Below are 24,940 nucleotides of genomic sequence, written 5' to 3'. Positions count from 1 at the left end.
ACCGCAGTGATGGAGCTTTCATCGCCTCCAGTTGTTCATCTCCCATTCACCAATAACGAGAGAGTCCATCCCATGACCGATAAGTCAATGATCAAGGAACACGCTGAAATTCTGGGGTCCTGCGGCCATCACGTCGGTACAGTCGATGAGCTGGTCGGTGATTTCATCAAGCTGACCAAAGACGAATCGGAAGATGGCAAACATCATTACCTGCCGGTTGCCGCCGTTGCGGATATCCGGGACGGAAAGATTTACTCGATAGTCAATCGCACAGCCACCCTGTCGATGCTGCAAGACAATGCGGAGCCAGGGGAACCGGGCAGCAGTTTCGTCACCAGTTCCTGATTCGGGGCCCAAAAAAACGGCCTGCCGGGTTTCCCAGGCAGGCCGTTCTCATGGAAGGCGGAAGGCTCAGCCCTGCCGCTCGACCATCATCTGCTTGATGCTGCCGATGGCCTCCGCCGGGTTCAGGCCCTTCGGGCAGGTGGCCGTGCAGTTCATGATGGTATGGCAGCGATAGAGCCGGAAGGGATCTTCCAGGTTGTCCAGGCGTTGGCCAGTCGCCTCGTCGCGCGAGTCGGCGATCCAGCGATAGGCCTGCAGCAGCACTGCCGGGCCCAGGTACCGGTCGCCATTCCACCAGTAGGAGGGGCAGGCGGTGGAGCAGCAGAAGCACAGGATGCACTCCCACAGCCCGTCGAGCTTGGCACGCTCCTCCTTGGACTGCAGGCGCTCGCTATCCGGCGGAGGCGCGGTGTCGGTCTTCAGCCAGGGCTCGATGGAGCGGAGCTGGGCATAGATCTGCGACAGGTCCGGCACCAGGTCCTTGACCACGGGCATGTGCGGCAGCGGCGTGATACGCACATCCGCCTTCTTCACATCCTCGATCGGCTTCAGGCAGGCGAGGGTGTTCATCCCGTCGATATTCATCGCGCAGGAGCCACAGATGCCTTCGCGGCAGGAGCGCCGGAAGGTCAGCGTGGTGTCCACCTCGTTCTTGATCTTGATCAGCGCGTCCAGGACCATCGGGCCGCACTTGTCGAGATCGATCTCGTAGGTGTCGTAGCGCGGGTTCTCGCCCGTATCCGGGTCCCAGCGATAGACCTTGAAGTTCTTGACGTTCTTCGCGCCCGGCTCGGCCTTGTGGGTCTGGCCGTGCTGGATGGTGCTGTTCTTCGGCAGAGTGAAAGTCGCCATGGTCCCGCTCCTTCCTCAGTACACGCGCGGCTTGGGCGGGAAGACCTGCACCTCGTTGGTGAGGGTGCGCATCTTCACGTCACGATAGTCGAGCTTGACCTGATACTTGTCGTCCACCCAGGCCAGGGTGTGCTTCATCCAGTTGACGTCGTCGCGCTCGGGATAGTCTTCCTGCGCATGGGCGCCACGGGATTCCTTCCGGGCCTCGGCGCCCACAACCGTGGTCAGCGCATTGCCGATCAGGTTGTCCAGCTCCATCGCCTCCATCAGGTCGCTGTTCCAGATCAGCGAACGGTCGGCGATCTTGATGTCCTTATAGCCATCGGCGACCTTCGCCATCTTCTCGCAGCCTTCCTTCAGCAGTTCGGAAGTGCGGAACACGGCGGCATGGGTCTGCATGGTACGCTGCATGTTCAGGCGCAGCTCGGAGACCGAGGTGCCGCCCTTGGCGTAACGCACGCGGTCCAGGCGCTCCAGCGCCATCTCACCCGCCTTCGGCGGCAGAGGCGGCTGGGTGGCGCCGGGCTTGATGGTCTCGGCGGCGCGCAGCGCGGCGGCGCGGCCGAAGACCACGAGGTCCAGCAGCGAGTTGGTGCCGAGGCGATTGGCGCCGTGCACCGAGACCGAAGCCGCCTCGCCCACCGCCATCAGGCCGGGAACCACGCGGTCCTGGTCGGTGGAGGTCGGGTTCAGCACCTCGGTGTGGATGTTCGTGGGAATGCCGCCCATGTTGTAATGGACGGTCGGCAGCATCGGGATCGGCTCCTTGGTCACGTCCACGCCGGCGAAGATCTTCGCCGTCTCGGAAATGCCCGGCAGGCGCTCATGCAGCAGGTCGGCGCCCAGATGCTCCAGGTGCAGGTGGATGTGGTCTTTGTGCGGACCGACGCCACGGCCCTCGCGGATCTCCATCGACATGGCGCGGGAGACGACGTCGCGGGACGCCAGGTCCTTCGCCGTCGGCGCGTAACGCTCCATGAAGCGCTCGCCCTCGGAGTTGGTGAGGTAGCCGCCCTCGCCGCGCGCGCCCTCGGTCACCAGGCAGCCGGAACCGTAGATGCCGGTCGGGTGGAACTGCACGAACTCGTTGTCCTGCAGCGGCAGGCCGGCGCGCAGGATCATGCCGCCGCCATCGCCCGTGCAGGTATGGGCGGAGGTGCAGGAGAAATAGGCGCGGCCATAGCCGCCGGTCGCCATCACCACCGTCTGGGCGCGGAAGCGGTGGATGGAACCATCCTCCAGGTTCCAGGCCATCACGCCACGGCAGGCGCCTTCCTCATCCATGATGAGGTCGAGGGCGAAATACTCGACGAAGAATTCGCAGTTATGCTTCAGGCTCTGCTGATAGAGCGTGTGCAGGATGGCATGGCCCGTACGGTCGGCGGCGGCGCAGGCGCGCATGGCCGGGGTCTTGCCATAGTGCTGCATATGGCCGCCGAAGGGCCGCTGATAGATCTTGCCATCCTCGGTGCGGCTGAAGGGCACACCGAAATGCTCCAGTTCGATGATCGCCGGCACGGCCTCGCGACACATGTATTCGATGGCATCCTGGTCGCCCAGCCAGTCCGACCCCTTCACGGTGTCGTACATGTGCCAGCGCCAGTTGTCCTCGCCCATATTGCCGAGGGAGGCGCCGACGCCGCCCTGCGCGGCCACGGTATGGCTGCGGGTGGGGAAGACCTTGGTGATGCAGGCCGTTTTCAGTCCCGCGGCGCCCATGCCGAAGGTGGCGCGCAGACCCGCACCGCCGGCACCGACGACGACGACGTCATAGGTGTGGTCCACAATGCGGTAGGCACCCGAAGAGGGCATGGTGATCGCGTTCATCGTCCCGATCCGTTCGTCACTTCTCTGCGGCGGCCCTGCGATCCCCGGTGGAAACCGCCGCCGCCTTCCTCAGACACGTCGAAAGCGGCCGGCCGGCAGGCCGGCCATGCGGATCAGATCGCGATCCGCAGCACCGCCAGCGCGGCCGCCAGGCCCAGGATCCAGCACAGCCCCTTCACCACCAGGATGGAGAAGATGCGGGCCTCGCCACGCACGTAATCCTCCAGCACCACCTGCATACCGGCGCCGGCATGCTGGAAGGAGATCACGACGAAGGAGAGCAGCAGCACCGCGTTGAAGGGGCGGCCGATCCAGGCGAGGATCTCGTCATGGCTGGCGCCGGTATGGCCCGCCACCGAGAGGACGAACCAGATCGTCAGCGGCAGCAGCGCCATGGAGGTGACGCGCTGCACCCACCAGTGATGCGTGCCGCCCTTGGCCGAGCCCAGGCCACGGACGCGGGCCAGCGGGGATTGCAGCCGGACGGCGGTCGGTTGTTCGCTCATGTCGGATGCTTCCCGCTTACCAGGCAATGAGGGCGATGATCCAGGTCAGGACCGTCATCACGCCCGTCGCGATGATCACGGCCCAGCCGGTCTTGATGACTTCGGGCAGGTGATAGCCATGGCCGAAATCCCAATAGAGATGACGCAGGCCGGCGAAGGTATGGAACCAGGCCACGGCGGTCAGCCCCGCCAGCACCAGGATGCCCAGGAAGGAGCCGAAGAACCACTGCGCCCGGTCGAAGGCCTCCTGCCCGGTCGCTGCGGCGACCAGCCACCAGACCAGGAAGACCATGCCAATGGTCCAGGCAACGCCGGTGGCGCGGTTCAGGATCGACAGGCCAGAGGTCATCTGCACCATGTCATAGACCTGGAGATGGGGCGACAGAGGCCTCCGCACGCGCGCGCCGTCGGTGCGGCGGCCCGTCATCACCGCCTCGCGCGCGTCTTCAATTATTGGCATGACCCGTTCCCGCTCCGCGATTGAGATACCGGGCCCTGTGCGACGCCGGGACAAGCGGCGGGTCAGGGCGGCTCACGACCTTTTATGTGGGGTGCCCGGTAGCGTCAACGCAGGGGCGTGTCCTAGCCGACCTGAATTCTGACGACTTCGGACACAAAAAAGCCGGCCGGGCACGATGCCCGGCCGGCTGAATGATGCGCCCGGGCCTTGGCGGCCCTGGCCTCAGTAGCCGTAGCCGTGCCGGCCATAGCCGCGCGGCGGCGGGCCGCGATGGCCACGATGGCCGCGATCCGGCGTGGTGACCGCCCCACCCACGGCGCCCAGGGCGCCGCCGATCAATGCCCCCGTGCCGACATTGCCGCCGGCGAGCCCCGCCACGCCAGCGCCGGCACCGGCACCCAGCAAGCCACCACCGATCGCGCGCTGACCGGGGTTATAGGGGTCGGTGCAGGCCGCCGTGCCCAGGGCCAGCGTCAGCGCCGCAGCCGTGCAGAGCTTCCCCATCGTAATGCGCATCAGCGTTGCTCCTTCCACATCTCTGAAATCCAAACACGGGAGGGATGGCCCGGATGCCGGACGAAAATGGGGCGGCGCCATGACGGCGCCGCCTCAATTCTACACAGATCCGCGAGAAATCAGGCCGCTTCTGAAACGAGAAGGCCCTGTCGCACCATCTCCTCGGCGATCTGCACCGCGTTCAGCGCGGCGCCCTTACGCAGGTTGTCGCCCACGCACCAGAAGGCCAGGCCATGCGGCACCGTCGGATCGGACCGCAGGCGGGAGACGAAAACATGGTCCTCGCCCGCCACATCGACCTGGGTGGCGTAGCCGCCATCCTCACGCCGGTCGAGCACCGTGATGCCCGGAGCCTCGCGCAGCGCCTCCCAGGCCAGCTCGGACGTGATCGGGCGCTCGAACTCCACATTCACCGCTTCGCCATGGCCGATGAAGGCGGGCACGCGCACGGCGGTGGCGACGACCTGGATATCCGGGTCCAGGATCTTCCGGGTCTCGACGGCCATCTTCCACTCTTCCTTGGTGAAGCCGTCGTCCATGAACTTGTCGATATGCGGGATGCAGTTGAAGGCGATGGGCTTGGTGAAGATCTCAGGCGTCGCCGCGTCATTTACATAGACGCCGCGCGTCTGGGTGAAGAGTTCATCCATCGCCTCCTTCCCCGCGCCGGAGACGGACTGATAGGTGGAGACCACAACCCGCTTCACCCGCGCGATCTCATGCAGCGGCTTCAGCGCCATCACCAGCTGGATGGTGGAGCAGTTGGGATTGGCGATGATGCGGCGCTTGCGGAAGCCCTTCAGCGCCTGCGGATTCACCTCCGGCACGACCAGCGGCACATCGGGGTCCATGCGGAACTGGCTGGTATTGTCGATGACGACGCAGCCCGCCGCCGCCGCGCGCGGCGCATGCACCGCCGAGACGGAGGCGCCCGGCGAGAAGAGGCCGATATCGACGCCCTCGAAGTCGAACTTCTCGAGGTTCTGCACCTTCAGCACAGTCTTCTCGCCGAAGGAGACCTGCTGCCCGGCCGAGCGGCCGGAGGCGAGCGCGATGACCTCGCTGACCGGGAACTCCCGCTCAGCGAGGGTCTTGAGCATCTCGCGCCCCACATTGCCGGTGGCGCCGACGACAGCGACCCGATAGCCCATGATCCGCTTCCTTTTCCCGTTCCGGGCAAAAACCGGCTTGCACTAACGCCTATGGCCCTTCTGCCGCAAGCGAGAGCTCAGGAACGGATGGCCGAGAGGAAACTGCCGGAGCGCTGGCGCAGCATCCCGGCCTGGCCCGCCAGCTCCTCCACCGCGCCAAGCATGCCGCCGGCGGCCTCCCCGGTCTCGGCCGCCACCTGCCGCACCACGCCGATCCGTTGCGTGACCGTGCCCGTCGCCTCCGCCACCTGGGCCGCGCTGCGGGCGATCTCCTGCGTCGCGGAGCCCTGCTGCTCCACAGCGGCGGCGATGGCGGTGGCGATCTCGCTGGTGCGCTCCACCGTGGCGCCGATGCCGCGGATGGCTTCCACCGCCCGCTCGGTCGAGGCCTGCATGCCGGCGATCTGCCCGGCGATCTCCTCCGTCGCGCGCGCGGTCTGGCCAGCCAGGTTCTTCACCTCGCTGGCGACGACGGCGAAGCCCTTGCCCGCCTCCCCCGCCCGCGCGGCCTCGATGGTGGCGTTCAGCGCCAGCAGGTTGGTCTGCCCGGCGATATCGCCGATCAGCCGCACCACGTCGCCGATCCGCGCCGCGGCTTCCGACAATCCGCGCATGGTGCCGTCGGTGGCCTGTGCCTCCTGCACCGCGCGCCCGGCCACCTCGGCCGATTCGCTGACGCGCCGGGTGATCTCCGCCACCGAGGCTGCCATCTGCTCGGCGGCGGCGGCCACGGCCTGCACATCGGCATCGGCCCGGCCGGCGGCATCGGCCACCATCGCGGCCTCCCGGCCGGAAGTCACGGCGGCCCCGGCCAGCTGGCGGGCGGATTGCTGCAATTCCGCGGCGCGGTCGGCCAGGCCGCTGACGGCACTCCCCATCTCCGCCTCAAAGGTATCGGCCAGCCGCGCCTGCTCCGTCACCATGCGCCAGACCAGCATCGGCCCGAGATAGGCGCCGGCGCCGTCGCGGATGGCGGAGACGGTCAGATCCATCACCTCGCCGCCGACGCGGATTCGCGCCTGATACGGCAGGCGGCTGCCATCGGCCAGCAGGGCACGCTGGTGGGCGGGGTCGCGGTGGAAGATGTCGATACTCTGGCCCAGCGCCTCCTGCGGGGAGCAGGGAAGGATCTGCGGCACGCTCTCCAGGATGCGGCGCATCTCGGCATTCATGAAGTCGATGCGGAAATCCCGGCCGGGATCGGCACGCATCACGCCCACCGGCATCTGCTCGATCATCTGCCGCTGCGCGAAGGCCTCGCCCACCCGGGTGCGGAGTTCCTCCACCGCTCCGGCGATGGCGCCGATCTCGTCGCGACGTGCGCGGTCCCCCACCTCCACGGCGGTGTCGCCGCCGGCAATCCGTTGCAGCACCACGACCAGCCGGCGCAGCGGCGCCCCGACCGCGCGCGCCGTCGCCCAGGCGGAGAGAAGGAGCATGGCCACTATCAGCACCGCGACCAGCAGCGTCTCATCCTGCAGATCGTCCAGGGTGGATGCGGCGGTCGCCATGCCCTGCACCACTCCCTCGCCCATCAGGCCGGAGGCATGTTGCATGGCCGCTTCCAGCGCCTGCCGCGCCGGGGCCACCCTCTCCGCCTGCAGCGCCGCCGCAGCCTCGGTAGCCGCGATCATCTCCTGCACGGTGGCGGCGAGATCGGCGCTCTGCGCCAGTAACCGGTCCAGGTCCTGGCCATACGGGGCGGAGGCGGGGATGCCGCGGGCGCCGCGCCCATGCACCTGCATCTGCGCCATGGCACGCTTCGCCCGCCGGGCCTGGTCCGGATCCCCGGTCGCCAGGAAGCGCTGGATGGACATCCGCATGTCATTGGCGGCGGCCTGGTAGGCCAGCAGCCGCTCCCGCATCATGTCCTGCTGCTCACCCCCCTCCACTTCATAGGCGAGGTTGCCCAGGGCGGCCTCGAAACGCTGGTCGAAATTGGCCAGGGCGGCGAAGAAGCGGGTATCCCGCAGGTCCAGCAGGCGCTGGCGGCCGGTCATGGCCTCGGCCAGCGCGGCTCCGTAACGGGTGGCCAGGGGCGCGACCTCCTGCACCGCCATCCGCGCCTCAGGCAGCGGCAGGCGCTCGGCGGCCTGGCGCAGCAGCCGCTGCACCGATTCCAGCTTGATCGAGGCCGCGGCTGCGGCCTGGGCAGAGGTCTCGGCGGTCTGAGCCGTGGCGGCGGCCAGGCTCAGCAGCTCCGCCCGCAGCGCGGTGCTCAGGGCCTCCCGCAGCACGCTATCGGCCTGGATGGTGGCCTGTAGCCGCTCGTCCAGCCGCATCACCTCCCCCAGCCGCTCCTGCGTGCGAAGCCCTTGGCCCGCGAGCAACAGCAAGGCCAATACGGCCGAAAGAGCGAGCTTCATGCCCACCCGCAGGTTCAGAAAGACGCGCATGGACAACTCCTGCAGCAAGGAGGCGTCATTCTGGACCCTGGCCCTTAATCCTCCGTGAAGAGGCGAAATCGCCTTGCGATCCGGGCGCGGCGGCGACAGATGCGGGGCGTGCTGCACCTCATCAAGCTTTCCGTCGGCCCCAAGGATGTGGCGGCGCTGCGCGCCATCCAGGCCACCCGCCTGGCCGGCGATCCGCCGCTCCGCCATGTCACGCGCATGATGCCCAAGCGGCTGGATGAGCTGCTGGACGGCGGCTCCATCTACTGGGTGGTGGCCGGGCTGCTCTGCGTGCGGCAGCGGTTGCTGGATATCCGGCCCGCGAAGGGGGCGGACGGCACCCAGCACACCGCCCTGATCCTGGACCCCGAGCTGGTACCGGTGGAGGCACGGCGGATGAAGCCCTTCCAGGGTTGGCGCTACCTGCAGGCGGATTCGGCGCCGCCCGACCTTGCCGCCGGCGCCGTGGCCTCAGGCATCGAGGAACTGCCGGAGTCGCTGCGGCGGGAATTGCGGATGCTCTGCCTGATCTGACGGATCAGCGGATTACGGTTATTTCAGCGCCGGCCCATCACTGGGTGAGACGCCCTGCCCCATGGTGGCCGTGAGGCAAGCGGCCGGAACCGCTGCCCGCAGGAAGACATTCCATGATCCGTCTGCTGTTCGTGACGCTCGCCGTCGCCGCACCGCTGGCCCTGGCGGCGATGCCCGCCTCGGCCCAGACCGGCGACCCCGCGGCGCAGGGCGGCCCGTCCGTGACGGCCCCCGGCCCCTCGCACCCCTCGGCGCATAAGCGGGCACACCGGACACAGACCCGCCACCACGCCACGGCCCGCCCCGCGCAGCGCGCCGCGAAACGGCACGGCTGAGGATTTCACGGATTCGGCGGCTGCCTCTTCCCGGCAGGTGGGTCGTCGATCGGTCGCCATGCGGTTCATCCGCTGGCTGACCTCTAGGGCCGGCTGGAGAGATCCAGCCGGCCTTTTTTATTCCTGTCCGCCCCAATCTTGTCATAGCCCTGGCTTAGCGCGGGGGCCGGCTGGCTTCCCGCGCCCGGCGCAACCGCGACCCCGCCGGTCGCGTTTCCCGCAAGGGACCGGGCCGGAGCGCCGAGGAGAGTAGATCATGCGGCTGGACGGACCTGAAAGCGGTAACATCGAGGATCGGCGAGGTCAGAGGGGCGGCCCCCGGGGCCGGCGCGGCGGCGGCATCGCGGTCGGCGGGCTGGGCGGCGTCGCCATCCTTCTGCTCTGCCTGTTCCTGGGCGTCGATCCCTCGCTGATCCTGGACGATGGCAGCGCCCCATCCCCGGGTATCCAGCAGACCCAGCGCCAGGCCCCGGCCTCTGCCGAGGCAGACCGCCGGTTCGTCGCCCAGGTGCTGGGCGAGACAGAGCAGGTCTGGCGTGCCCAGTTCGACCAGCTCGGCCGCCAGTACCGCGAGCCGACTCTGGTGCTCTACAGCGGCGCCACCCAGTCCGGCTGCGGCTATTCACAGGCGCAGGTCGGCCCCTTCTACTGCCCCAACGACCAGAAGGTTTATATCGACCTCGATTTCATGGCGATGCTGCAGCAGCGCCTGGGCGCGCGGGGCGATTTCGCCAGCGCCTATATCATCGCCCATGAGGTGGGCCACCACGTGCAGAACCAGCTCGGCATCCTGCGGCTGGCCGAGCGGATCGAGCACACGCCCGGCGGCCCGGACGCCAATGCCATGCAGGTGCGGATCGAGCTGCAGGCGGATTGTTTCGCCGGCCTCTGGGCCCGGCAGGCCCATGATGCCCGCAGGATCCTGGAGGATGGCGATATCGAGGAGGGCATCGGCGCCGCCGCCGCCGTGGGCGACGACCGCCTGCAGCAGCAGGCCGGCCAGCGCGTGCGGCCGGAGAGCTTCACCCATGGCTCCTCGGCGGAGCGGGTGAAGTGGTTCCGCACCGGGCTGGAGCGGGGCGAGATGGCGGCCTGCAATACCTTCGCGGGCCTGCCGACCGTCACCCAGTAGGCGGTCCCTCGGCGTAGGGATCCTCGGTAAAGGACTGGGGGGCGGCAGGCACCGCCTGCGCCTCCAGCAGCGCCAGCAGCCCTTCCAGGATCAGCGCCGGGGATGGCGGGCAGCCCGGGATCATGAGGTCCAGGGGCACCGCCGCGCCGACGCCCCCTTCCTCCAGGGCGTAGCTGCCCTCGAAGGGGCCGGCGCCGGCGGCGCAGTCCCCGACGGCCACCGCCCATTTCGGCGCTGGCATCCCGTTCCAGGCACGGGTCAGCGCCTCCGTCATGTTGCGGGTGGCGCTGCCGGCCAGCAGCAACAGGTCGGCCTCGCGCGGCGAATCGACGAAGCGCAGCCCGAATCGCTCCAGGTCATAGACGGCGCAGGCCAGGGCCCGCGTCTCCAGCGCGCAGCCGCCGCTGCCGCCGCTTTCCACCAGCATCAGGGCCAGGCTGCGGCCCAGCCGTGCCTGGGCGGCGGCTTCCATCCGCTCGGCCAGGGCCGCCACCGTCCCGGGATGAGGCCGTGGCGCCGGCTCGGGCGGGTGCGGGCGCAGCAGGGCGCGGACCAGGCGGGGCCACAGCATGGGTCAGCCTCCCGAAGTCACAGGTCGATTCCCCGCAGGGATGGATTGATGGAGGCACGGCAGAGCGACAGGTCGCCCAGCGCCTCCCCTATCATCGCGGCTTCCAGCAGCGGGGCCTGCATCCAGGCCGGATCACGCGGGAAGCAGGCGCGGATCAGCCCGGCCTGGTCCAGCGCCAGCCAGTGCAGCACTTCCCCGTGCGCCGATTCGACCACCGCCAGCCCTTCCCCGGTGCCGACGGGCAGCGGCACCGCGATGGAGCCGGGCTCCAGCCGCGCCAGGGCTGCGCGGATCAGCCCCAGGCTTTCCGGCAATTCGCGCAGCCGCAGCCGCAGCCGCGACTCCGCGTCGCCAGCCGCGCTCAGGGGCACCGAGAAGCTGAAGCCGGGATAGGGGGCATAGGGCATGTCATGCCGCGCATCGAAGCCGCGCCCGGCTGCCCGGCCGGCGGGGCCGCCCGGCGCCAGCGCCTCCACCAGCGCGGGCGGCGTCACGCCCAGCCCGCGCAGCCGGTCCTGCACCCCGGCATGTTCGTCCTGCACGGCCTGGAGGGTCGGCAATTCCCGCTCCAGCGCCGCCAGGGCATCGAGAAGCGCAGCTTCACCGCCCGGGGCGATATCGGCGGCCACGCCGCCGGGCAGTATCATGTCCAGCAGCAGCCGGCGGCCGAAGGCGGCCTCCTGCGCCCGCAGCAATCCCTCCCGCAGCAGGGCGCAGCGCGCCTGGGCCCAGCCCAGGCCGATCAGCCCCATCGCCTCCCCCCAGTCGGACAGGTGGCAGGCCAGCCGTTCTACCTCGGCCATCACCAGCCGCAGCAGGGCGGCGCGGGGTGGGGCTTCGATCCCCATGGCGGCTTCGGCGGCGGCGGAGAAGGCCCAGGCATGCGCCACCGTGGCCTCGGCCGAGATCCGCGCCACCAGCCGGGTGGCCGCCTGGGGGGTCCTGCCCAGCATGAGGCTGTGCAGGCCCTGGTGGCCATAGCCGAGCCTTGCCTCCAGCGCCCGCACCGTCTCGCCCTGCAGATGGGCGCGCCAGTGTCCCGGCCCGCCGCGCGGCAGAATGGGGCCGATGGGATACTGGTAGAGCCCCTCCCCCTCCACCGGTCGGAACTCGGGCTGGGGCGGCTCCCCGGCCAGATGGCCGGGATGGGCCGAGAGGGGCGCCCTGACGGCCCAGCGTCCATGGTCCAGCCAGGGGCGCGGGTCGCCGCCTTCCGCCGCCAGCCCCCAGAGGTCCTCCACCGTCCGCTCGAACCATGCGGCGCCGGGGCGGGCCGGGGAAAGCGCGGGGTAGCGTCCCTCCGGCACCGCCAGGCTGGCCAGCAGCACCGTCCCGCCTTCGCGGAAGGCGGCATGCACCAGGCCGGGCTCGCCCCAGAGCCCCAGGAACTCCAGTCCGGGCTCGGCGGCCAGGGCCATGGGCAGCGCCGCCCAGGCCCCGGCGTCGAGCAGGTGGCGCCGCGATGCCTGGGCGGGGGCGGCGCGGATCAGGCCGGCGGCGCTCATCCCGCCACCCGCGCGGCATCGGCCAGCAGCGCTGCCACGCTGCCCGGTAGGAAGAAGCCCAACGCCAGCAGCGCCAGCAGGTGCAGCAGCATCAGCAGGATGACGGTCTGGCCCGAACCCTCGGCCTCCACCGCCGCGCCACCGGCCGGCGCGGGGCCGAAGCAGAGCCAGCGCAACCGTGCGAGGGTGGTGCCGGAAAGCGCCACCAGCCCCAGCCCCAGCGGCAGGGCGAGCCAGGGCAGCCGCGCCACCGCCTGCTGCACCAGCAGGAATTCCGAGACGAAGAGCGCCAGCGGCGGCAGCCCCGCCAGCGCCCCCAGTACCGCCGCCAGCGCCCAGCCCAGCCTGGGCTCGGAGGAGGCGAGCCCCGCCAGCGCGGTCAGGGACATGCTGCCGCGCAGCCCCGTGGCCCGCCCCAGCCCATAGGCGGCGGCGGAGAGCGCCAACAGGGCGCCGGCCATCTGGATCAGCCCCGCCATGATGGCCGGCCCGCCCAGGCCGAAGGCGAAGGCGGCCAGTCCGGTCTGGCCGATGGCGCAGGCGGCCAGGAAGCGCCCGGCATCCCGCCGCCGCCACAGCGCCAGGGCCGCCACCGCCATGCCGGCCAGCCCCGCCAGCAGCAGCAGCGCCCCCGGCGGCAGCCAGACCGGGTTCAGGGCCGCGACCGCCTGGGCCCGCAACAGCAGATGCAGCGCCGCCTGCCCCAACAGGGTGCAGGGGATGATGATCAGCGGCGTCGGCGCCTCGCCCTGGGCCTCGGAAAGCCAGAGATGCAGCGGCACCAGCCCGGCCAGGACACCATAGCCCGCCAGCATCAGCAGGAAGCCGAGCATCAGCGGCCCGGCCTCGGCCTCCCGCCCCACGCGTTGCAGCGTCTCGAAGGAGAGCGCGGCCTCTCCAGCCAGGGGATAGGCGGCCATGGCCAGGGCCAGGGTGCCCAGCAACGCCAGCACGGAGCCGGCGCCCAGCAGCGTCACGGCCTTCCAGGCGGCGGCCAGGGCCGTGCCGCTGCTCTCGATGGTGCCGCGCCGCAGCGCCACCAGCAGGGCCAGCACCGGCCCGGCCAGGGTCAGCGCCATCCAGGCCAGACCGAAGTCGTCAGCCAGCAGCGCCAGATAGGTCAGGCCCAGCAGCGCCTGGTAGCCGGCATTCCAGGCCCGCCCCGCGCCCTCGGGCGGCGGCAGGGCGATGGTGGCCACGGCGCCGCTGAGCCCCACCAGCGCGGCAGGCAGCAGCAGGCAGAGGTTCAGCGCATCCGGCCGCAGCAGCCCGGCCGCTTCGGTCGGCAGCACAGCCAGCAGCAGCACCAGCGGCAGGTTCAGCACCGCCACCGCCAGATTCACCCGCGCCCCGATCCGGGAGGATGCGATACCGGCCAGCACCGCCGCGCCCAGCCAGGGCAGCAATACGGGCAGCCAGGGCAGCAGGGGCGAGGAGAGCAGCCCGGCCAGCCATTCCGGCGGGGCCGCGGCAAGCCAGGGGATCATGCCGGGTCCTTCCCGGTCTGCGGCCGCAAAGTCAGGAAGCCGGCCGTGATGCCGAAGGGCAGCGCCATGGCCACCACCACCAGGGCCGGCAGCATCGGCAGGGCCGGCAGGGCCAGCGCCGCCAGCAGCACGCCATTCATCGCGCAGGCCAGCCCGATCACCTGCCCCAGCGGGCCGCGCCGCGCCGCCGTCACCAGCAGCCCGACCAGCAGTACGGAGAGGGAGAGCACCAGCGTCTCGCGCAGCGGCGCGGCGGCGCCGTCGGTCACCGGGTGCACCGCCAGCACGGCCAGCAGCACCAGCGCCACGGCGGCGGCCAGCCCGGCCAGAGGATGACTCACCGGGGCGGCCGCGGGCTCACGCCGCAGGCCCTGGCGGCGCACCCATTCCCGCAGCGCCAGCGGCAGCAGCAACCCCTGCCCGAGCAGCAGCAGCAGCGCGACCAGCGGCAGCCCGGAAGCCCCGGCATCGCCGCGCGACCAGGCATGGCAGAGCGCCGCCATCGCCAGCAGCACGCCCTGGGCCGTCAGCGCCTGGATGGCCGCCAGCACCCGCCGCCGCAGCACAAGCGCGAAGGACAGCAACAGCACGCCCCCCCCCAGCAGTGGCACCAGGGCCTCCGGCAAAGCTTCCGGCATCACGCCACCCCCGCCGACAGGAAAAGCCAGGCCACCCCCAGCAGCGCCAGCAGCGCCGCGGCGCCGGTCAGCTCGGCCAGCCGGCTGTCGCGCAGGCGGGCCAGATTGACCTCGGCAACGGCCAGGGCGAGGGCCAGCAGCGCCAGCTTGGCGCACCAGAACAGCAGGGCCAGAAGCCAGCCCCCCAGCCCGTCCCGCAGCCAGGCGGTGCCGAAAGGCAGGAAGAGGCCCGCCAGCAGCGCCATCCAGAGCACCAGCCGCAGTGCCTCCTGCATCTCCCACAGCGCGCGGTGGCGGCCGGAGGCCTCGGGCACGGGGTCTTCATCCACCAGCCGGCCGCTGCCGGCCAGGGCCACGGCCAGGATGGCGGGCAGCAGCAGCGCCAACGCCAGCCGCGGCCCGGGCTCGGCCTCCTGCAACGCGGCGCCGATGCCGTCGGGGCTGGTGGTGCCGGTGAGCACGGCGAAGCCCATGGCCACCAGCAGCAGCGCAGGCAGGGCGAAGCCGTCGCGCCGCATGGCGCGGGCGGCGGCGCGGCCGCTGGGGGCGGTGCCGGCATCCAGCGCCGCCAGCGCCCCGGCGCCGCGCGCCAGCAGCAGCAGCCCGGCCAGCAGCACCAGATCCCCCATCGGCGCCAGCGCCATGCCATGCACGAAACCCGGCACCATCAGCGCCGCCGCCAGCACCGCCGCGAAGCCGATGTAGGGCGCCACGGAGGAAACCAGGGAGGCATGGGCCGCCAGCACCGGCTGCTTGCGCAGCAGCCGCATCCAGTCCCGCGCGGGTTGCCAGGGATCGGGGCCCTGGCGCCCCTCCAGCCGCGCGCGGCAGAAGCGCAGCAGCCCCGGCAGCAACAGGGCCGCGCCCAGCAGCAGCAACAGGTGCAGCAGCTGAGCCAGGATGGCGGGCAGGCTCATGCACCGCCCCCGAGCCAGGCCAGCAGGAGCAGCAGCGCCGCCACCGTGCCCAGGCAGAAGCGCAGGGCCCTGCGGGCCGTGCCGCGCCGGGGCGGCGGCAGGCGCCAGGCTGGCAAAGGCAGGGCCGGCCACCGCCAGGACCAGTGAGGCAGCCAGGGGCGCATCGGCGCGGCGAGGCCCTCGGCACGCGGCTGGCTGGCCGGGTCGCCGAAGGGCAGATGCGCCGGCGGGGCGATGAAGCCGTCATCCCAGGGCGGCGCCTCCACCGCCGGATACGGCGAGGCCTGACGCATCAGCCCGCCCGCCGCGCCCGTCAGCACGGCCAGCAGGATGCCGATGGCCAGCGGCGTGTAATCCGCCGCCGCCGGCCCGGCGCTGAGGGTGAAGATGCCGAGGTCGGGCAGGCCGCCATGGCCGGCCAGACGCAGCAGCGCCGGCTCGGCCAGCCGCAGCAAAGGGCCGGGCAGCAGCCCCAGCACCACCGAGAGCGCCGCCAGCGCCAGCAGCACGGCGCGCGGCAGAGGTGCGGCCTCCCGCGCGCCCAGGGTGCGCGGGCGGCGGGGACGGCCCAGGAAGGCCAGCCCCCAGAAGCGCAGCATGGAGGCCGCCAGCACCGCCAGCACCAGCCCCATCACCGCCACCACCATGGCCACCAGCAGCTGGAAGCCGAGCGGCCCCGCGCGCCAGGAGGCGAACAGCGCCTGCGACAGCAGCCAACCGCCCGCGAAGCCGGAAAGCGGCGGCAGCAGCGCCGCCGCCGCGGCCCCGGCCAGCGCCGCCCAGGCCAGCACCGGCATGGCGTGGATCAGCCCGCCCAGATGGTCCAGGTGGCGGGAGCCGGCACCCTGCGCGATTTCCGCCGCCGCCATCCGGAGCAGCGCCAGGAACAGCGCCTGGGCCAGCAGATGCAGCAGCGCGGCACCCGCCGCCACCGCCGCCAGGGGCGCCAGATCGGCGGCGCGCAGCGCGGCAGCCAGTCCCAGCCCCATGGCCACCAGACCCAGATGCGCCAGACCCACTCCCCCCAGCAGCGGTGCCAGATCGGCCTGCCGCAGCGCCCGCATGGCGCCTGTCAGGGCCAGCGCGGCGCCCCCCGCCAGCAGCGGCATGCCCCACCAGAGCGGCTGCGCCGGGCCGCCGAGGTCCAGCAGCAGCCGTGCCAGAAGATAGACCGCCACCACCGGCATGGCGCCCCCGATCAGCAGCGCCGCCGGGCCCGGCGGCAGCGGCGCCAGCAGCGGCAGCACGGCGCGGGCCGCCACCGTGGGCAGCACCAGCAGCAGGATGGCGGCGGCACGTCCGCCCTCCGGCGGGTTGGCGCGCAGCCCGGCGAAGGAGAGGTCGCCCGTCAGGCCGGAGAGCAGACCCATGGCCACCGCCAGCCCCGCCACCGCCAGCAGCGAGGAAAGCAGGTCGGCGCGGGCCAGCCGGGGATGGCCGGCCCAGGCGCCCTCGGCCGAGAGCAATGCATGGGCGGCGAAGCCCGCCAGGGCGAAGCCCAGCAGCAGCCCGAAGAGATCGGCCGCCAGCAGCGCGAGCCCCAGGCCGGCCAGCAGCAGCGGCCAGAGCATCAGCCGGCGCGGCGCGGCATCGGCGCTGGACCAGCCGGCCAGCCCGGCCAGGCTCCCGGTCAGGCCCAGCAGCATCAGGAACCAGGCGGAAAGCCCGTCCAGCCCCAGGCTCAGCGGTGCCCAGGGCGGGCCGAAGGGCAGCAGCACCGGCGTCGCATCGCCGTCCAGCAACGCCGCCATGCCCAGCAGCAGGAAGCCGCCCGAAACCGCGACCACCCCGCCCCAGAGCAGCGGCACCCGCCCGGTGGCGCCTGCCAGCGCCAGCAGCAGCAAGGCCGCCAGCAACCCCGCCAGAATCCAGGACATCATGAGAAAAGGCGCGGCGATGGGGTCACGGGCGAGTGCGGCAGGTCATCCGGCACGGCGCATCGCCCGCGCCCGGACCTGGAGCCTGGGCGGCGAGACATCCGCGGAGGTGGGAAAACGCATGCAAGCCTGATGACAGCCTCGGCCTCGACCGGCGATGGGCGCGCATTCTGGCCAGTTCGCGCCCATGCCGCCAGCGGCGCAGGCTCAACAGCCCGTGTCCGTCACCCGGAGCAGCGCGTGGCGGGCGAAAGCCTCCTGCTCCGGCGTCTCGATGGCACGGGGGTCGTAGTGGCGTCGCAGCCAGAGCACGGGATCCTCCTCCACCCCGGAGAGGCGGGCGAGGCAGGCCAGCACGGTGCCGGTGCGCCCCAGCCCGGCGCGGCAGCCGATATAGACGGGACGATGCGGCAGCTCCCGCAGCAGCCGCGCCAATGCGCTCCGCAGGGGCGGCAGTTCCGGCAGGCCGAAATCCGGCACGGGCAGCAGGATGGCGGCACTGGCGGCATTGCGGGCGCGCGCTTCCAGGCAGAGGCCGAAGGCGCCGGGCGGGCATTGCTCGAAAGGGCCGCCGCCGGCCAGGGCGATGCCGCCGCCGGCCAGCGGCAGCGGCACCTGCCCGATCATGGCGTGGAGGCGGGGCTTTCCGGCGCAGGCACCGGCTCGCGCAGCGCCTCCGCCTCCCGCTTCAGGCGGAGATAGGAGCGGACGGAGAAGGGCAGCATGCCAATATAGATCAGCCCCGCCGCCGCCAGGGCCGCCCAGGGCTCGCCCACCAGCAGCGCGGCATAGGCGCCGACCGAGATCAGCAGCGGCAGCACCACCTCCCGCCGCACCTTGAAGTTCTTGAAGGACCAGGTGGGCAGGGTGGAGACCAGCATCAGCGCCACCACGATCAGCAGCAGCCCGACGAAGGCGGGATGCCGCACCCCCTGCGCCATGGCATGCCAGCCCCAGCCCTCGAAGGTCAGCGACAGGAACATGGGGAACAGCACGAGGCCCGCGCCCGCCGGAGCGGGCACGCCGGTGAAGAAGCTCTGGGCATAGGCCGGCTTGGGCGTCAGCCCGACATCCAGCGCCGCGTTGAAGCGCGCGAGGCGCAGCGACATGCAGACGGCGAAGAGCACGCAGGGCACGAAGCCGATGCCGCGCCAGGAATCCATGGTCCACATATACAGGACCATGGCCGGCGCCACGCCGAAGGAGAGGAAGTCGGCCAGGCTGTCGAATTCGGCGCCGAAGCGGCTGGTTGCCTTCAGCAGCCGCGCCAGGCGCCCGTCCAGCCCGTCGATCACGGCGGCGCCGATGATCAGGGCGGCGGCCGGCGCCCAGCGCCCGTCGAGCGCGAAACGCATGGCCAGGAGCCCGGCGCAGAGGCCGAGCATGGTCATGATATTCGGGATCAGCTTGTTGAAGGATTGCCCCTGGAAGCGGGGACGGCGGCGGGGCGCGAAGCGGAAGCGGCGGCGCGGCTCGCCCGCGCCCCCCCCGGGGATGTCTTCCAAAGGCTTGTCCGGCATCAGAATCCCGTATCGGTATGCAGCACCGGTTGATGCGTCTCTTGCTGCGCCATCTCGGCGATCACGCTCTCGCCGCCGATCATGAGCTGGTGCTCGGCCACCAGCGGGCGGACGCCCTCCGGCAGGTAGAGATCGGTGCGGCTGCCGAAACGGATGATGCCGAAGCGCTCACCTCGTTCCAGCCGGTCCCCTTCCTTGACGTGGCAGAGGATGCGGCGGGCGATCAGGCCCGCGATCTGCACCACGGCGATGTCCTTCCCATCCGGCAGACGCATGGCGAGCGCGTTGCGCTCATTATCGATGCTGGCCTTGTCCAGGCTGGCGTTGAGAAATTTTCCGGGCCGATAGGCCACGCGGGTCACAACGCCTTCAACGGGGCTGCGGTTGACGTGCACATCCGCGACCGAGAGGAAAATGGCCACTCGCCAGCGCGGATTGGGGCCGAGACCCAGCTCCTCCGGTGGCACGGCGGGGCCGACCATCACCACGCGCCCATCCGCCGGGGCCACGATCACGCCGGGCCGGGTCGGCACCACGCGTTCGGGGTCGCGGAAGAAATACAGGCAGAAGGCGGTGAAGGCGGCACCCAGCCAGAACAGCCAGGTGCCGAAGGCGATGCCACCGGCCACGGCCACGGCAATGCCGCCGTAAATGAAGGGCTTGCCGGCCGGATGCGGCTTGGCAACGACCAGCTTGATGCTTTCGATGAAGGCCATGATACCGCTGGTTATGGTCCGCCACGGGCCCCGGAACAACCGGCGCCCGCTCGCTCAGGGGTTGGGAAGGGTAAAAATCTGCCCGGGATAGATCAGGGCGGGGTCACGGATCTGACCGGCATTGGCGCGGTGGATGACGGTGTAGCGGATGCCGCGCCCATAGGTGGCGCGGGCGATGCGCCAGAGATTGTGCCCGGGCTGCACCACCACCCGGCCCGCCGCCAGGGCGGGACTGGCCCCGGCATCGCGCTGGAAGGGCAGTTCCAGCCGTGCCGTCACCTTGCCCTGCGCCCCCATCTGGTCCACCCGCAGGGTATGGCGCCCCGGCTCGGGCACCGGCGCGGGCGTCAGGCTCCAGCGCCCGGTCTCATCAGCCCTGGTATCCCCCGCATGGTGCTGGTCGATATAGACCCGCACCGTACCGCCCGCCGCGGCGGTGCCGGAGAAGCGCATGCCGCCCTGGTCGTCGTAATCCAGGATATCCACACCCAGCTTGCCCTGGCCGGCCGGCGTGGCGCCCTGCAGCACGCGCGGCGCGGCCTGTCCGCCGGTGGGCGGCAGCAGTACGGCCACGGGGGCCTCGCGCTCAGCCGCGGGACCGGCCTCGGGCACCATCACCACGACCGAATCCTCGCCCTGGCGGTCCTGGCCCTGACTGTCGCGGGCGCGCAGCGAAAGCTCATGCGCACCGGGTGAGAGGGGCTCGGCCGGCAGGATGACGAATTCGCCGCGCGAATCGGCGCGGGCGCGGCCCAGCTCCCGCCCCTGGTCCTCCAGCGTCACCTCGGCGCCGGGGGCAGCGCGGCCGGCTACCACGGTGCCACCCTTCGGGCCGATCCGCGCCACGTCGAAGCGGGGAGCCTGTTCCTCGGGCGCCGTGGCCAGCGGGGCGGCGGGCATCTCAGCCGGGCGCTGCGGCAGGATGGCGACAACGGGCTGCAGATGCGCGGCGGCGCCAGGGTCCTGGCGGAGCTGCCACCACAGGCCACCGGCCAGGGCGGCCATGCTGGCCAGCCCGCCCAGTGCCAGGCCCATACGCATCCGGTCAGTCATGGCGCCGCGATATTACCTTAAGGATCGTTTAACAATGATCCTTCCGGGAAGCTAGAGCAAGGGCGACGGCATCCTCCATGCTGGGTTCCGCGAATCGCGTTTTCCCGTGGCAAGGATACCCCCCCATGTCCGTCCCCCTGCAGCGCGTGAAGGTCTGGGATCCATGGATCCGCCTGGTCCATTGGGGCCTGGTCGTGCTGCTCGCCCTCTCCTGGTGGTCGGCGAAGACCGACCGGATGGACCTGCACCTGATCAGCGGCCAGCTGGTCCTCGGGCTTCTGGTGTTCCGCATCGGCTGGGGGATCTGGGGCTCGGACACCGCGCGCTTCACGCGCTTCCTGCGCTCCCCGATCGCCGCGCTGGCGCATCTGCGGCATTTCGGGCGGCAGGCGCTGGATACGGAGATGGGCCATAATGCCGCCGGCGGCTGGATGGTGCTGGTGATGCTGGCACTGCTGCTGGTGCAGACCGCCTCGGGGCTGATGGCGGGAGATTTCTACGATGTGCATGGCCCGCTGGCCGAGCGCGTCCCCGGCGAGGTCAATGCACTCGCCGGCAAGGTGCATGATCTCAACTTCAACCTGATCCTGGTCGCCGTCGGGCTGCATATCCTGGCGGTACTGCTCTACGCCCTGGTCAAGCGGCACGACCTGGTGCGGCCGATGGTGACGGGCGTGAAGCGGATGCCGCCTGATATCGCCCGCCATCCCCCGCGCATCGCCTCCCCCATGCTGGCGGCCTGCTGGCTGGCGGTCGTGGCGGTGGCGGTCTTGGGCCTGTTCCGTCTGGGTTGAGCCCGCCTCGGCTGAACCCCACCCCGGCAGCAGGCCCCGCCGCGTTCAGCGGGCGCGGTAGTTCCGGTGGCAGGCGCCACAGGCGCCGCCCATCTCCCGGAAGGCGGAAGCGGTGGCTGCACCGTCACCGGATGCGGCCGTGCTGGCAAGCGTGGCCGCGGCCTGGGACGCATTGGCGGCCGCCCGCTCGAACCCTGCCCGCTCCGACCAGACCTCGGGCCTGGCCTTGGTGTTCTCGGTGGTGCCGGGGGGGAAAAGCGCGGGCAGATTGGCGAAGGAGCGGTGGATCTCCTCCGCACGCGGGGCAATGGAGCCGGACGGGCCGCTGGCATCCACCACCGCCTTGATGGCCTCCATATGGCTGCCGATGTTCTTCATCAGCTGCTTGCGCTGGGCGACCACATCCTCCTGGGCCAGGGCCGGGGGCAGGCCCATGGTGCCAAGGCCACCCAGGGCCAGCAGGCAAGCCGACAGCAACAGTCGCCTCATACGGAACTCCGTCCATGCTTGAAGCCGCCGGCAGGGTGCGGCCCGGCCAGCCTGCCATGAAGCATGGCCGTTAAGCACATCATTTCCGTCGTCCCCACTTGCCGAGGCGCCCCAGGGGCGATATACGCCGCGCCTGCCCAGCCGGAACGGCGGAGCGTAGCTCAGCCTGGTAGAGCACTGTGTTCGGGACGCAGGGGCCGGAGGTTCGAATCCTCTCGCTCCGACCAAATCGGTCCGGATGGGCAAGACCCCGCCTTCACCCCCTTCCGGGGAATGAAGGCGGGGTTTTTCATGCCCGAAACGAAGTTGCACGGTTTTTGCCAGGGTTCCGTTTACCACCGCGGACACGATGTTCCGGGCGGGAAGGAAACCTCGTGATGAAGTCACCTCCGGCATTCGCCGCCACCTCCTGCCTGAGCGCCCGGGGCGTCGCGGCCCTGGGTCTGGCCGTCCTGGGCTTGGTCACTCTGAGCTTGGTCACCCTGGGCCTGTCCCGGCCCGCCGCCGCGCAGATGGCCCTGGGCGACAGCGGCCTGACCCTGACCCTGACGCCCGCCGCCAGTACCGACTACCTGTTCCGCGGCATCTCGCAGACCCGCAACCGCCCGGCCATCCAGGGCACGGTGGACCTGCAGCACGACAGCGGGTTCTATGTCGGTGCCTTCGCCACCAATGTCGCCTTCCCCGGCCTCAATGCTCGGCAGGAGCTGGATCTGATGGCCGGCTACCGCTTCGAGGCAGCGGGCGCCAGCTTCGACCTGGGTGCCGTCTACTACGCCTATCCCGGCTACGATAAGCCGCCGGGCGGCTTCCAGCTCGACTATGTCGAGGCCGTCCTGAAGGCCAGCTACACGGTGGCGCCGGTGAAGCTGCTGGCCACCGCCGCCTATTCGCCGAACTTCTATTTCAGGACCGGGGATGCCTTCTACCTGGAAGGCGGCGCGGATGTGGCGCTGCCGGCCGGCTTCACCCTCTCCGGCCGGCTCGGCCGCCAGTGGATCGACCGCAATGCCCGCTACGGCGCGCCGGACTACGCCACCTGGTCCGTCGCGGTCTCGCGCGAGGTGATCGCGGGCTTCACCCTCTCGGTCGGCTATTACGACACCGATCTCTCCAAGGGCGAATGCTTCGGCGGCACCAAGTTCTGCGACGCGCGGGCGATGGTGACGCTGAGCCGCGCCTTCTGAACCCTTCCTCCCCCGGGGCCACTACCCCCGGGGCCCACCTCAGCGGCGGCCGGCCGCCCAGAACATCAGCGCACGCACCGGAAAGACCCATATGAACCCGGCCAGCACATAAAAGGGGATCTGCAGGAGCCAGTGCAGCCGCTGCACCCAATCCCCGATCCAGAGCACGAGGAAGAGGTAGAGCAGCAGGCCAACGAAGCCGATCAGCAGGGCAAGCGGTTTGCGCGACATGGCACGCCTCTTGGCAGCCCGGCACGGCTTCGCCAAGGGGGCGTCCGCCCAGCGGCGCGCTGGAGCAGTCTGCGGCAAATCCAGCCCATGGCCGCCATGCGTTGCGATGGCCTGCCGGCGGCCCTAGTCTCCGCCCCCAGCCCAGAAGGGGGGGCCGCCTAAGGCCCGCCCTTGTCCGCTCACGACCAAGGATCCCCAGGATGCCCGACAACCTCCCGCCCCCTGCCGTGGATTCCGCACCGGCCGCCTTCGACCTGAAGGCGCATATCCGGGCCGTGCCGGATTTCCCGAAGCCGGGCATCCTGTTCTACGACATCTGCACCCTGCTGCGGGACGGCCCTGCCTTCCACAGCGCCATCCAGATGCTGGCGGAGCTGGTGCGCCCCTACAAGCCCACGGCCCTGGCGGGCATCGAGAGCCGCGGCTTCGTGCTGGCGGCGCCGCTGGCGCTGGAACTGGGCCTGGGCTTCATCCTGCTGCGGAAGCCGCGCAAGCTGCCGGGCGCCACCATCGGCTATAACTATGCCCTGGAATACGGCACCGACCGGCTCGAAATCCAGGCGGATGCCGTCCGGAAGGGCGACCGCGTGGTGCTGCTGGACGACCTGCTGGCCACGGGCGGCACCATGGCCGCCGGCATCCGCCTGCTGAAGGAAGCGGGCGCCGAGGTGCCGCTGGCCGCCGCGATGATCGAGCTGACCTTCCTCAACGGCCGGACCCGGCTGGACGCGCCCTTCCAGGCGCTGGCCTCCTACGACTCCTGAGATGCGGGGCCGGTTCCGGATTCCGCAATTCCGGCAGGCAGCTTCTGCCCATGACCTGGGCAGAACCCCGCCTGGAGGGCCGCCCTGGCGCTGCCTTTTTTCCGCCTCCTGCGCCGGGCATGATTCCATCATGCCCAGGATCGCCCGCCGAGGACTCCCCGCCCTGGCTGCCGCGCTGCTCAGCGCCGGCATGGGCGGGGCGCGTGCCCAGGGCCGGACCATCGATACCGCCACGCTGCTGATGCCGGGGCCGGAAGGCGGGCCCGCGGCCCTCTGGGCCGCCCGGGTGGCAACCGGACTGGCGCGCGGGCTGCCGCATGCCATCGCCCTGCACAGCGTGACCATCGGCGGCCCCGACGGCGTCACCACCGCCAACCGCTTCGCCACCATGGAGGGCGTGGAGGGCCGCACCCTGCTGGTGCTGCCGGGTTCGGCGGTCCATGCCTGGTTGATCGGCGAGAGCCGCGCGCGCTACCCGGTGGAAGGCTGGCTGCCGCTCTGCGCTTCCTGGCAGGGCGCGATCCTGGCCGGGCGCGGCCCCATGCCGGCGCCCAACCCCTCCCACCCGCTGCGCCTGGCGTTGCCGGCACCGGAAGCACCGGAAGCCGCGGCCCTGCTGGGCCTGGACCTCGCCGGCTACGCTGCCCAGCCGGTCTTCGGCCTGAACGCGGTGGCGGCCGAGCAGGCGTTGATGCGGGGCGAGGTGGATGCCATCGTCATCGTCTCCCCCATGCCGCTGCGCCATGCCGCCCGCATCGGCGCCACCCCCTGGCGGGAGCTGGAAACCCCTGGCCGCCGCGACCACCCGGAGCTGCCCGTGCTGGCCGAGGCGGCGCAGACGGCCCGCCCGGCGAGGATCGCCGCCGCCCAGGCTGGCTTCGCCGCGCTGCGGCTGCGGGCGGCCCTGGTGCTGCCAGCCCTGACCTCGGCCGACCTGCTGGCCCTCTGGCGCCGCGCGGCCCTGCGCTGGCAGGAGGATGAGGCGAAGGAATCGCCCGAGACCACCGCCCCCGCCCTGGTGGGCGCGGAGGCACGCACCGCCATGTCCGCCCTCTTCCCCTCGCCGGATGGGGTGCTGGCCTATCGGGAGTGGCTGCTGCGGCGGCTGTCCTGGCAGGCCAGCTAAAGCCCCCTCCAGGC

Annotated in this window: 27 protein-coding genes and 1 tRNA gene; 9 read left to right on the top strand and 19 right to left on the bottom strand. The window is 71.1% G+C overall.

Annotation, left to right across the window (positions count from 1 at the left end):
• Positions 1-72: 72 nt before the first annotated feature.
• Entirely contained in the window at positions 73-345 is a 273-nt protein-coding gene (locus IAI58_RS05645; RefSeq protein WP_207445190.1) for a DUF2171 domain-containing protein, read from the top strand.
• Between the two features lie 66 nt (positions 346-411).
• Here IAI58_RS05645 and IAI58_RS05640 read toward each other — a convergent pair whose 3' ends face one another.
• From IAI58_RS05640 to IAI58_RS05610, 7 genes are all read right to left on the bottom strand, one after another.
• Positions 412-1,197 (bottom strand): succinate dehydrogenase iron-sulfur subunit, encoded by a 786-nt coding sequence (locus IAI58_RS05640; RefSeq protein ID WP_207445191.1) that lies wholly within the window; start codon positions 1,195-1,197, stop codon positions 412-414.
• A 15-nt stretch (positions 1,198-1,212) separates the two neighbouring features.
• Positions 1,213-3,024, bottom strand: a complete 1,812-nt coding sequence (gene sdhA, locus IAI58_RS05635) for a succinate dehydrogenase flavoprotein subunit (protein ID WP_207445192.1) — start codon at positions 3,022-3,024, stop codon at positions 1,213-1,215.
• Positions 3,025-3,137: 113 nt separating this feature from the next.
• Positions 3,138-3,530, bottom strand: a complete 393-nt coding sequence (sdhD, locus tag IAI58_RS05630; RefSeq protein ID WP_207445193.1) for a succinate dehydrogenase, hydrophobic membrane anchor protein — start codon at positions 3,528-3,530, stop codon at positions 3,138-3,140.
• Positions 3,531-3,546: 16 nt separating this feature from the next.
• Positions 3,547-3,990, bottom strand: a complete 444-nt coding sequence (gene sdhC, locus IAI58_RS05625; protein WP_207445194.1) for a succinate dehydrogenase, cytochrome b556 subunit — start codon at positions 3,988-3,990, stop codon at positions 3,547-3,549.
• Positions 3,991-4,212: 222 nt separating this feature from the next.
• Positions 4,213-4,506 carry a hypothetical protein gene (locus IAI58_RS05620; protein ID WP_207445195.1) on the bottom strand — a complete coding sequence of 98 codons (294 nt, stop codon included), beginning with the start codon at positions 4,504-4,506 and terminating at the stop codon, positions 4,213-4,215.
• Between the two features lie 119 nt (positions 4,507-4,625).
• Positions 4,626-5,657 carry an aspartate-semialdehyde dehydrogenase gene (locus IAI58_RS05615; protein ID WP_207445196.1) on the bottom strand — a complete coding sequence of 344 codons (1,032 nt, stop codon included), beginning with the start codon at positions 5,655-5,657 and terminating at the stop codon, positions 4,626-4,628.
• 77 nt (positions 5,658-5,734) lie between these two features.
• A complete protein-coding gene (locus IAI58_RS05610) occupies positions 5,735-8,053 on the bottom strand; it encodes a methyl-accepting chemotaxis protein (RefSeq protein ID WP_207445197.1) in 2,319 nt (772 codons plus the stop codon).
• A gap of 99 nt (positions 8,054-8,152) precedes the next feature.
• Here IAI58_RS05610 and IAI58_RS05605 point away from each other — a divergent pair, with 99 nt between their 5' ends.
• The 3 genes from IAI58_RS05605 (at position 8,153) to ypfJ (ending at position 10,051) form a co-directional block, all read left to right on the top strand.
• On the top strand, positions 8,153-8,584 hold the full coding sequence (locus IAI58_RS05605; RefSeq protein WP_207445198.1) for a DUF1489 family protein: 432 nt from the start codon (positions 8,153-8,155) through the stop codon (positions 8,582-8,584).
• A gap of 113 nt (positions 8,585-8,697) precedes the next feature.
• Positions 8,698-8,919 carry a hypothetical protein gene (locus IAI58_RS05600; protein WP_207445199.1) on the top strand — a complete coding sequence of 74 codons (222 nt, stop codon included), beginning with the start codon at positions 8,698-8,700 and terminating at the stop codon, positions 8,917-8,919.
• Between the two features lie 256 nt (positions 8,920-9,175).
• Positions 9,176-10,051, top strand: a complete 876-nt coding sequence (gene ypfJ / locus IAI58_RS05595; RefSeq protein ID WP_207445200.1) for a KPN_02809 family neutral zinc metallopeptidase — start codon at positions 9,176-9,178, stop codon at positions 10,049-10,051.
• On the opposite strand, the gene IAI58_RS05590 is transcribed toward ypfJ, so the two are convergent.
• The 10 genes from IAI58_RS05590 to IAI58_RS05545 form a co-directional block, all read right to left on the bottom strand.
• On the bottom strand, positions 10,041-10,622 hold the full coding sequence (locus IAI58_RS05590; RefSeq protein WP_207445201.1) for an NADH-quinone oxidoreductase subunit B family protein: 582 nt from the start codon (positions 10,620-10,622) through the stop codon (positions 10,041-10,043). The genes ypfJ and IAI58_RS05590 overlap by 11 nt on opposite strands.
• A 17-nt stretch (positions 10,623-10,639) precedes the next feature.
• The gene (locus tag IAI58_RS05585; RefSeq protein WP_207445202.1) at positions 10,640-12,127 is read right to left on the bottom strand and encodes a hydrogenase large subunit; all 1,488 of its coding nucleotides are present in this window, start codon (positions 12,125-12,127) and stop codon (positions 10,640-10,642) included.
• Entirely contained in the window at positions 12,124-13,614 is a 1,491-nt protein-coding gene (locus tag IAI58_RS05580; protein WP_207445203.1) for a proton-conducting transporter transmembrane domain-containing protein, read from the bottom strand. The genes IAI58_RS05585 and IAI58_RS05580 overlap by 4 nt, the downstream gene beginning before the upstream one ends.
• Positions 13,611-14,252 carry a hydrogenase-4 component E gene (locus IAI58_RS05575; RefSeq protein ID WP_207445204.1) on the bottom strand — a complete coding sequence of 214 codons (642 nt, stop codon included), beginning with the start codon at positions 14,250-14,252 and terminating at the stop codon, positions 13,611-13,613. Before IAI58_RS05575 ends, IAI58_RS05580 begins: the two co-directional genes overlap by 4 nt.
• On the bottom strand, positions 14,252-15,169 hold the full coding sequence (locus IAI58_RS05570) for an NADH-quinone oxidoreductase subunit H (protein WP_207445205.1): 918 nt from the start codon (positions 15,167-15,169) through the stop codon (positions 14,252-14,254). The genes IAI58_RS05575 and IAI58_RS05570 overlap by 1 nt, the downstream gene beginning before the upstream one ends.
• Positions 15,166-17,049 carry a proton-conducting transporter transmembrane domain-containing protein gene (locus IAI58_RS05565; RefSeq protein WP_207445206.1) on the bottom strand — a complete coding sequence of 628 codons (1,884 nt, stop codon included), beginning with the start codon at positions 17,047-17,049 and terminating at the stop codon, positions 15,166-15,168. The genes IAI58_RS05570 and IAI58_RS05565 overlap by 4 nt, the downstream gene beginning before the upstream one ends.
• A gap of 204 nt (positions 17,050-17,253) precedes the next feature.
• Complete coding sequence (locus IAI58_RS05560; protein ID WP_207445207.1) at positions 17,254-17,661, bottom strand: protein-tyrosine phosphatase family protein; 408 nt, start codon at positions 17,659-17,661, stop codon at positions 17,254-17,256.
• A gap of 8 nt (positions 17,662-17,669) precedes the next feature.
• Positions 17,670-18,566 carry a CDP-alcohol phosphatidyltransferase family protein gene (locus IAI58_RS05555; protein WP_208776034.1) on the bottom strand — a complete coding sequence of 299 codons (897 nt, stop codon included), beginning with the start codon at positions 18,564-18,566 and terminating at the stop codon, positions 17,670-17,672.
• Positions 18,566-19,282, bottom strand: coding sequence for a phosphatidylserine decarboxylase (locus IAI58_RS05550; RefSeq protein ID WP_207445209.1), 717 nt, complete (start codon positions 19,280-19,282; stop codon positions 18,566-18,568). The genes IAI58_RS05555 and IAI58_RS05550 overlap by 1 nt, the downstream gene beginning before the upstream one ends.
• 54 nt (positions 19,283-19,336) lie before the next feature.
• Complete coding sequence (locus IAI58_RS05545) at positions 19,337-20,335, bottom strand: Ig-like domain-containing protein (RefSeq protein WP_207445210.1); 999 nt, start codon at positions 20,333-20,335, stop codon at positions 19,337-19,339.
• Between the two features lie 125 nt (positions 20,336-20,460).
• On the opposite strand from IAI58_RS05545, the gene IAI58_RS05540 reads away from it, so the two are divergent.
• Positions 20,461-21,129, top strand: a complete 669-nt coding sequence (locus IAI58_RS05540) for a cytochrome b/b6 domain-containing protein (RefSeq protein WP_207445211.1) — start codon at positions 20,461-20,463, stop codon at positions 21,127-21,129.
• Positions 21,130-21,174: 45 nt separating this feature from the next.
• Here IAI58_RS05540 and IAI58_RS05535 read toward each other — a convergent pair whose 3' ends face one another.
• Complete coding sequence (locus tag IAI58_RS05535; RefSeq protein WP_208776033.1) at positions 21,175-21,606, bottom strand: c-type cytochrome; 432 nt, start codon at positions 21,604-21,606, stop codon at positions 21,175-21,177.
• 162 nt (positions 21,607-21,768) lie between these two features.
• Between IAI58_RS05535 and IAI58_RS05530 the strand changes: the two genes are divergently transcribed.
• Both IAI58_RS05530 and IAI58_RS05525 read left to right on the top strand, forming a co-directional pair.
• Positions 21,769-21,845 (top strand) — tRNA-Pro (locus IAI58_RS05530).
• A 150-nt stretch (positions 21,846-21,995) separates the two neighbouring features.
• The gene (locus tag IAI58_RS05525; RefSeq protein WP_207445213.1) at positions 21,996-22,805 is read left to right on the top strand and encodes a TorF family putative porin; all 810 of its coding nucleotides are present in this window, start codon (positions 21,996-21,998) and stop codon (positions 22,803-22,805) included.
• A gap of 39 nt (positions 22,806-22,844) precedes the next feature.
• Here IAI58_RS05525 and IAI58_RS05520 read toward each other — a convergent pair whose 3' ends face one another.
• A complete protein-coding gene (locus IAI58_RS05520) occupies positions 22,845-23,036 on the bottom strand; it encodes a DUF2842 domain-containing protein (protein ID WP_207445214.1) in 192 nt (63 codons plus the stop codon).
• 200 nt (positions 23,037-23,236) lie between these two features.
• Between IAI58_RS05520 and IAI58_RS05515 the strand changes: the two genes are divergently transcribed.
• A complete protein-coding gene (locus IAI58_RS05515) occupies positions 23,237-23,800 on the top strand; it encodes an adenine phosphoribosyltransferase (RefSeq protein ID WP_207445215.1) in 564 nt (187 codons plus the stop codon).
• Between the two features lie 130 nt (positions 23,801-23,930).
• Positions 23,931-24,926, top strand: coding sequence for a hypothetical protein (locus IAI58_RS05510; RefSeq protein ID WP_207445216.1), 996 nt, complete (start codon positions 23,931-23,933; stop codon positions 24,924-24,926).
• Positions 24,927-24,940: the final 14 nt, after the last annotated feature.

Source organism: Roseomonas marmotae, from assembly GCF_017654485.1.
GTDB classification, from domain to species: domain Bacteria; phylum Pseudomonadota; class Alphaproteobacteria; order Acetobacterales; family Acetobacteraceae; genus Pseudoroseomonas; species Pseudoroseomonas marmotae.
Note: the sequence above shows the minus strand (reverse complement) of the source record. Positions and strands in the feature narration are given on the sequence as shown.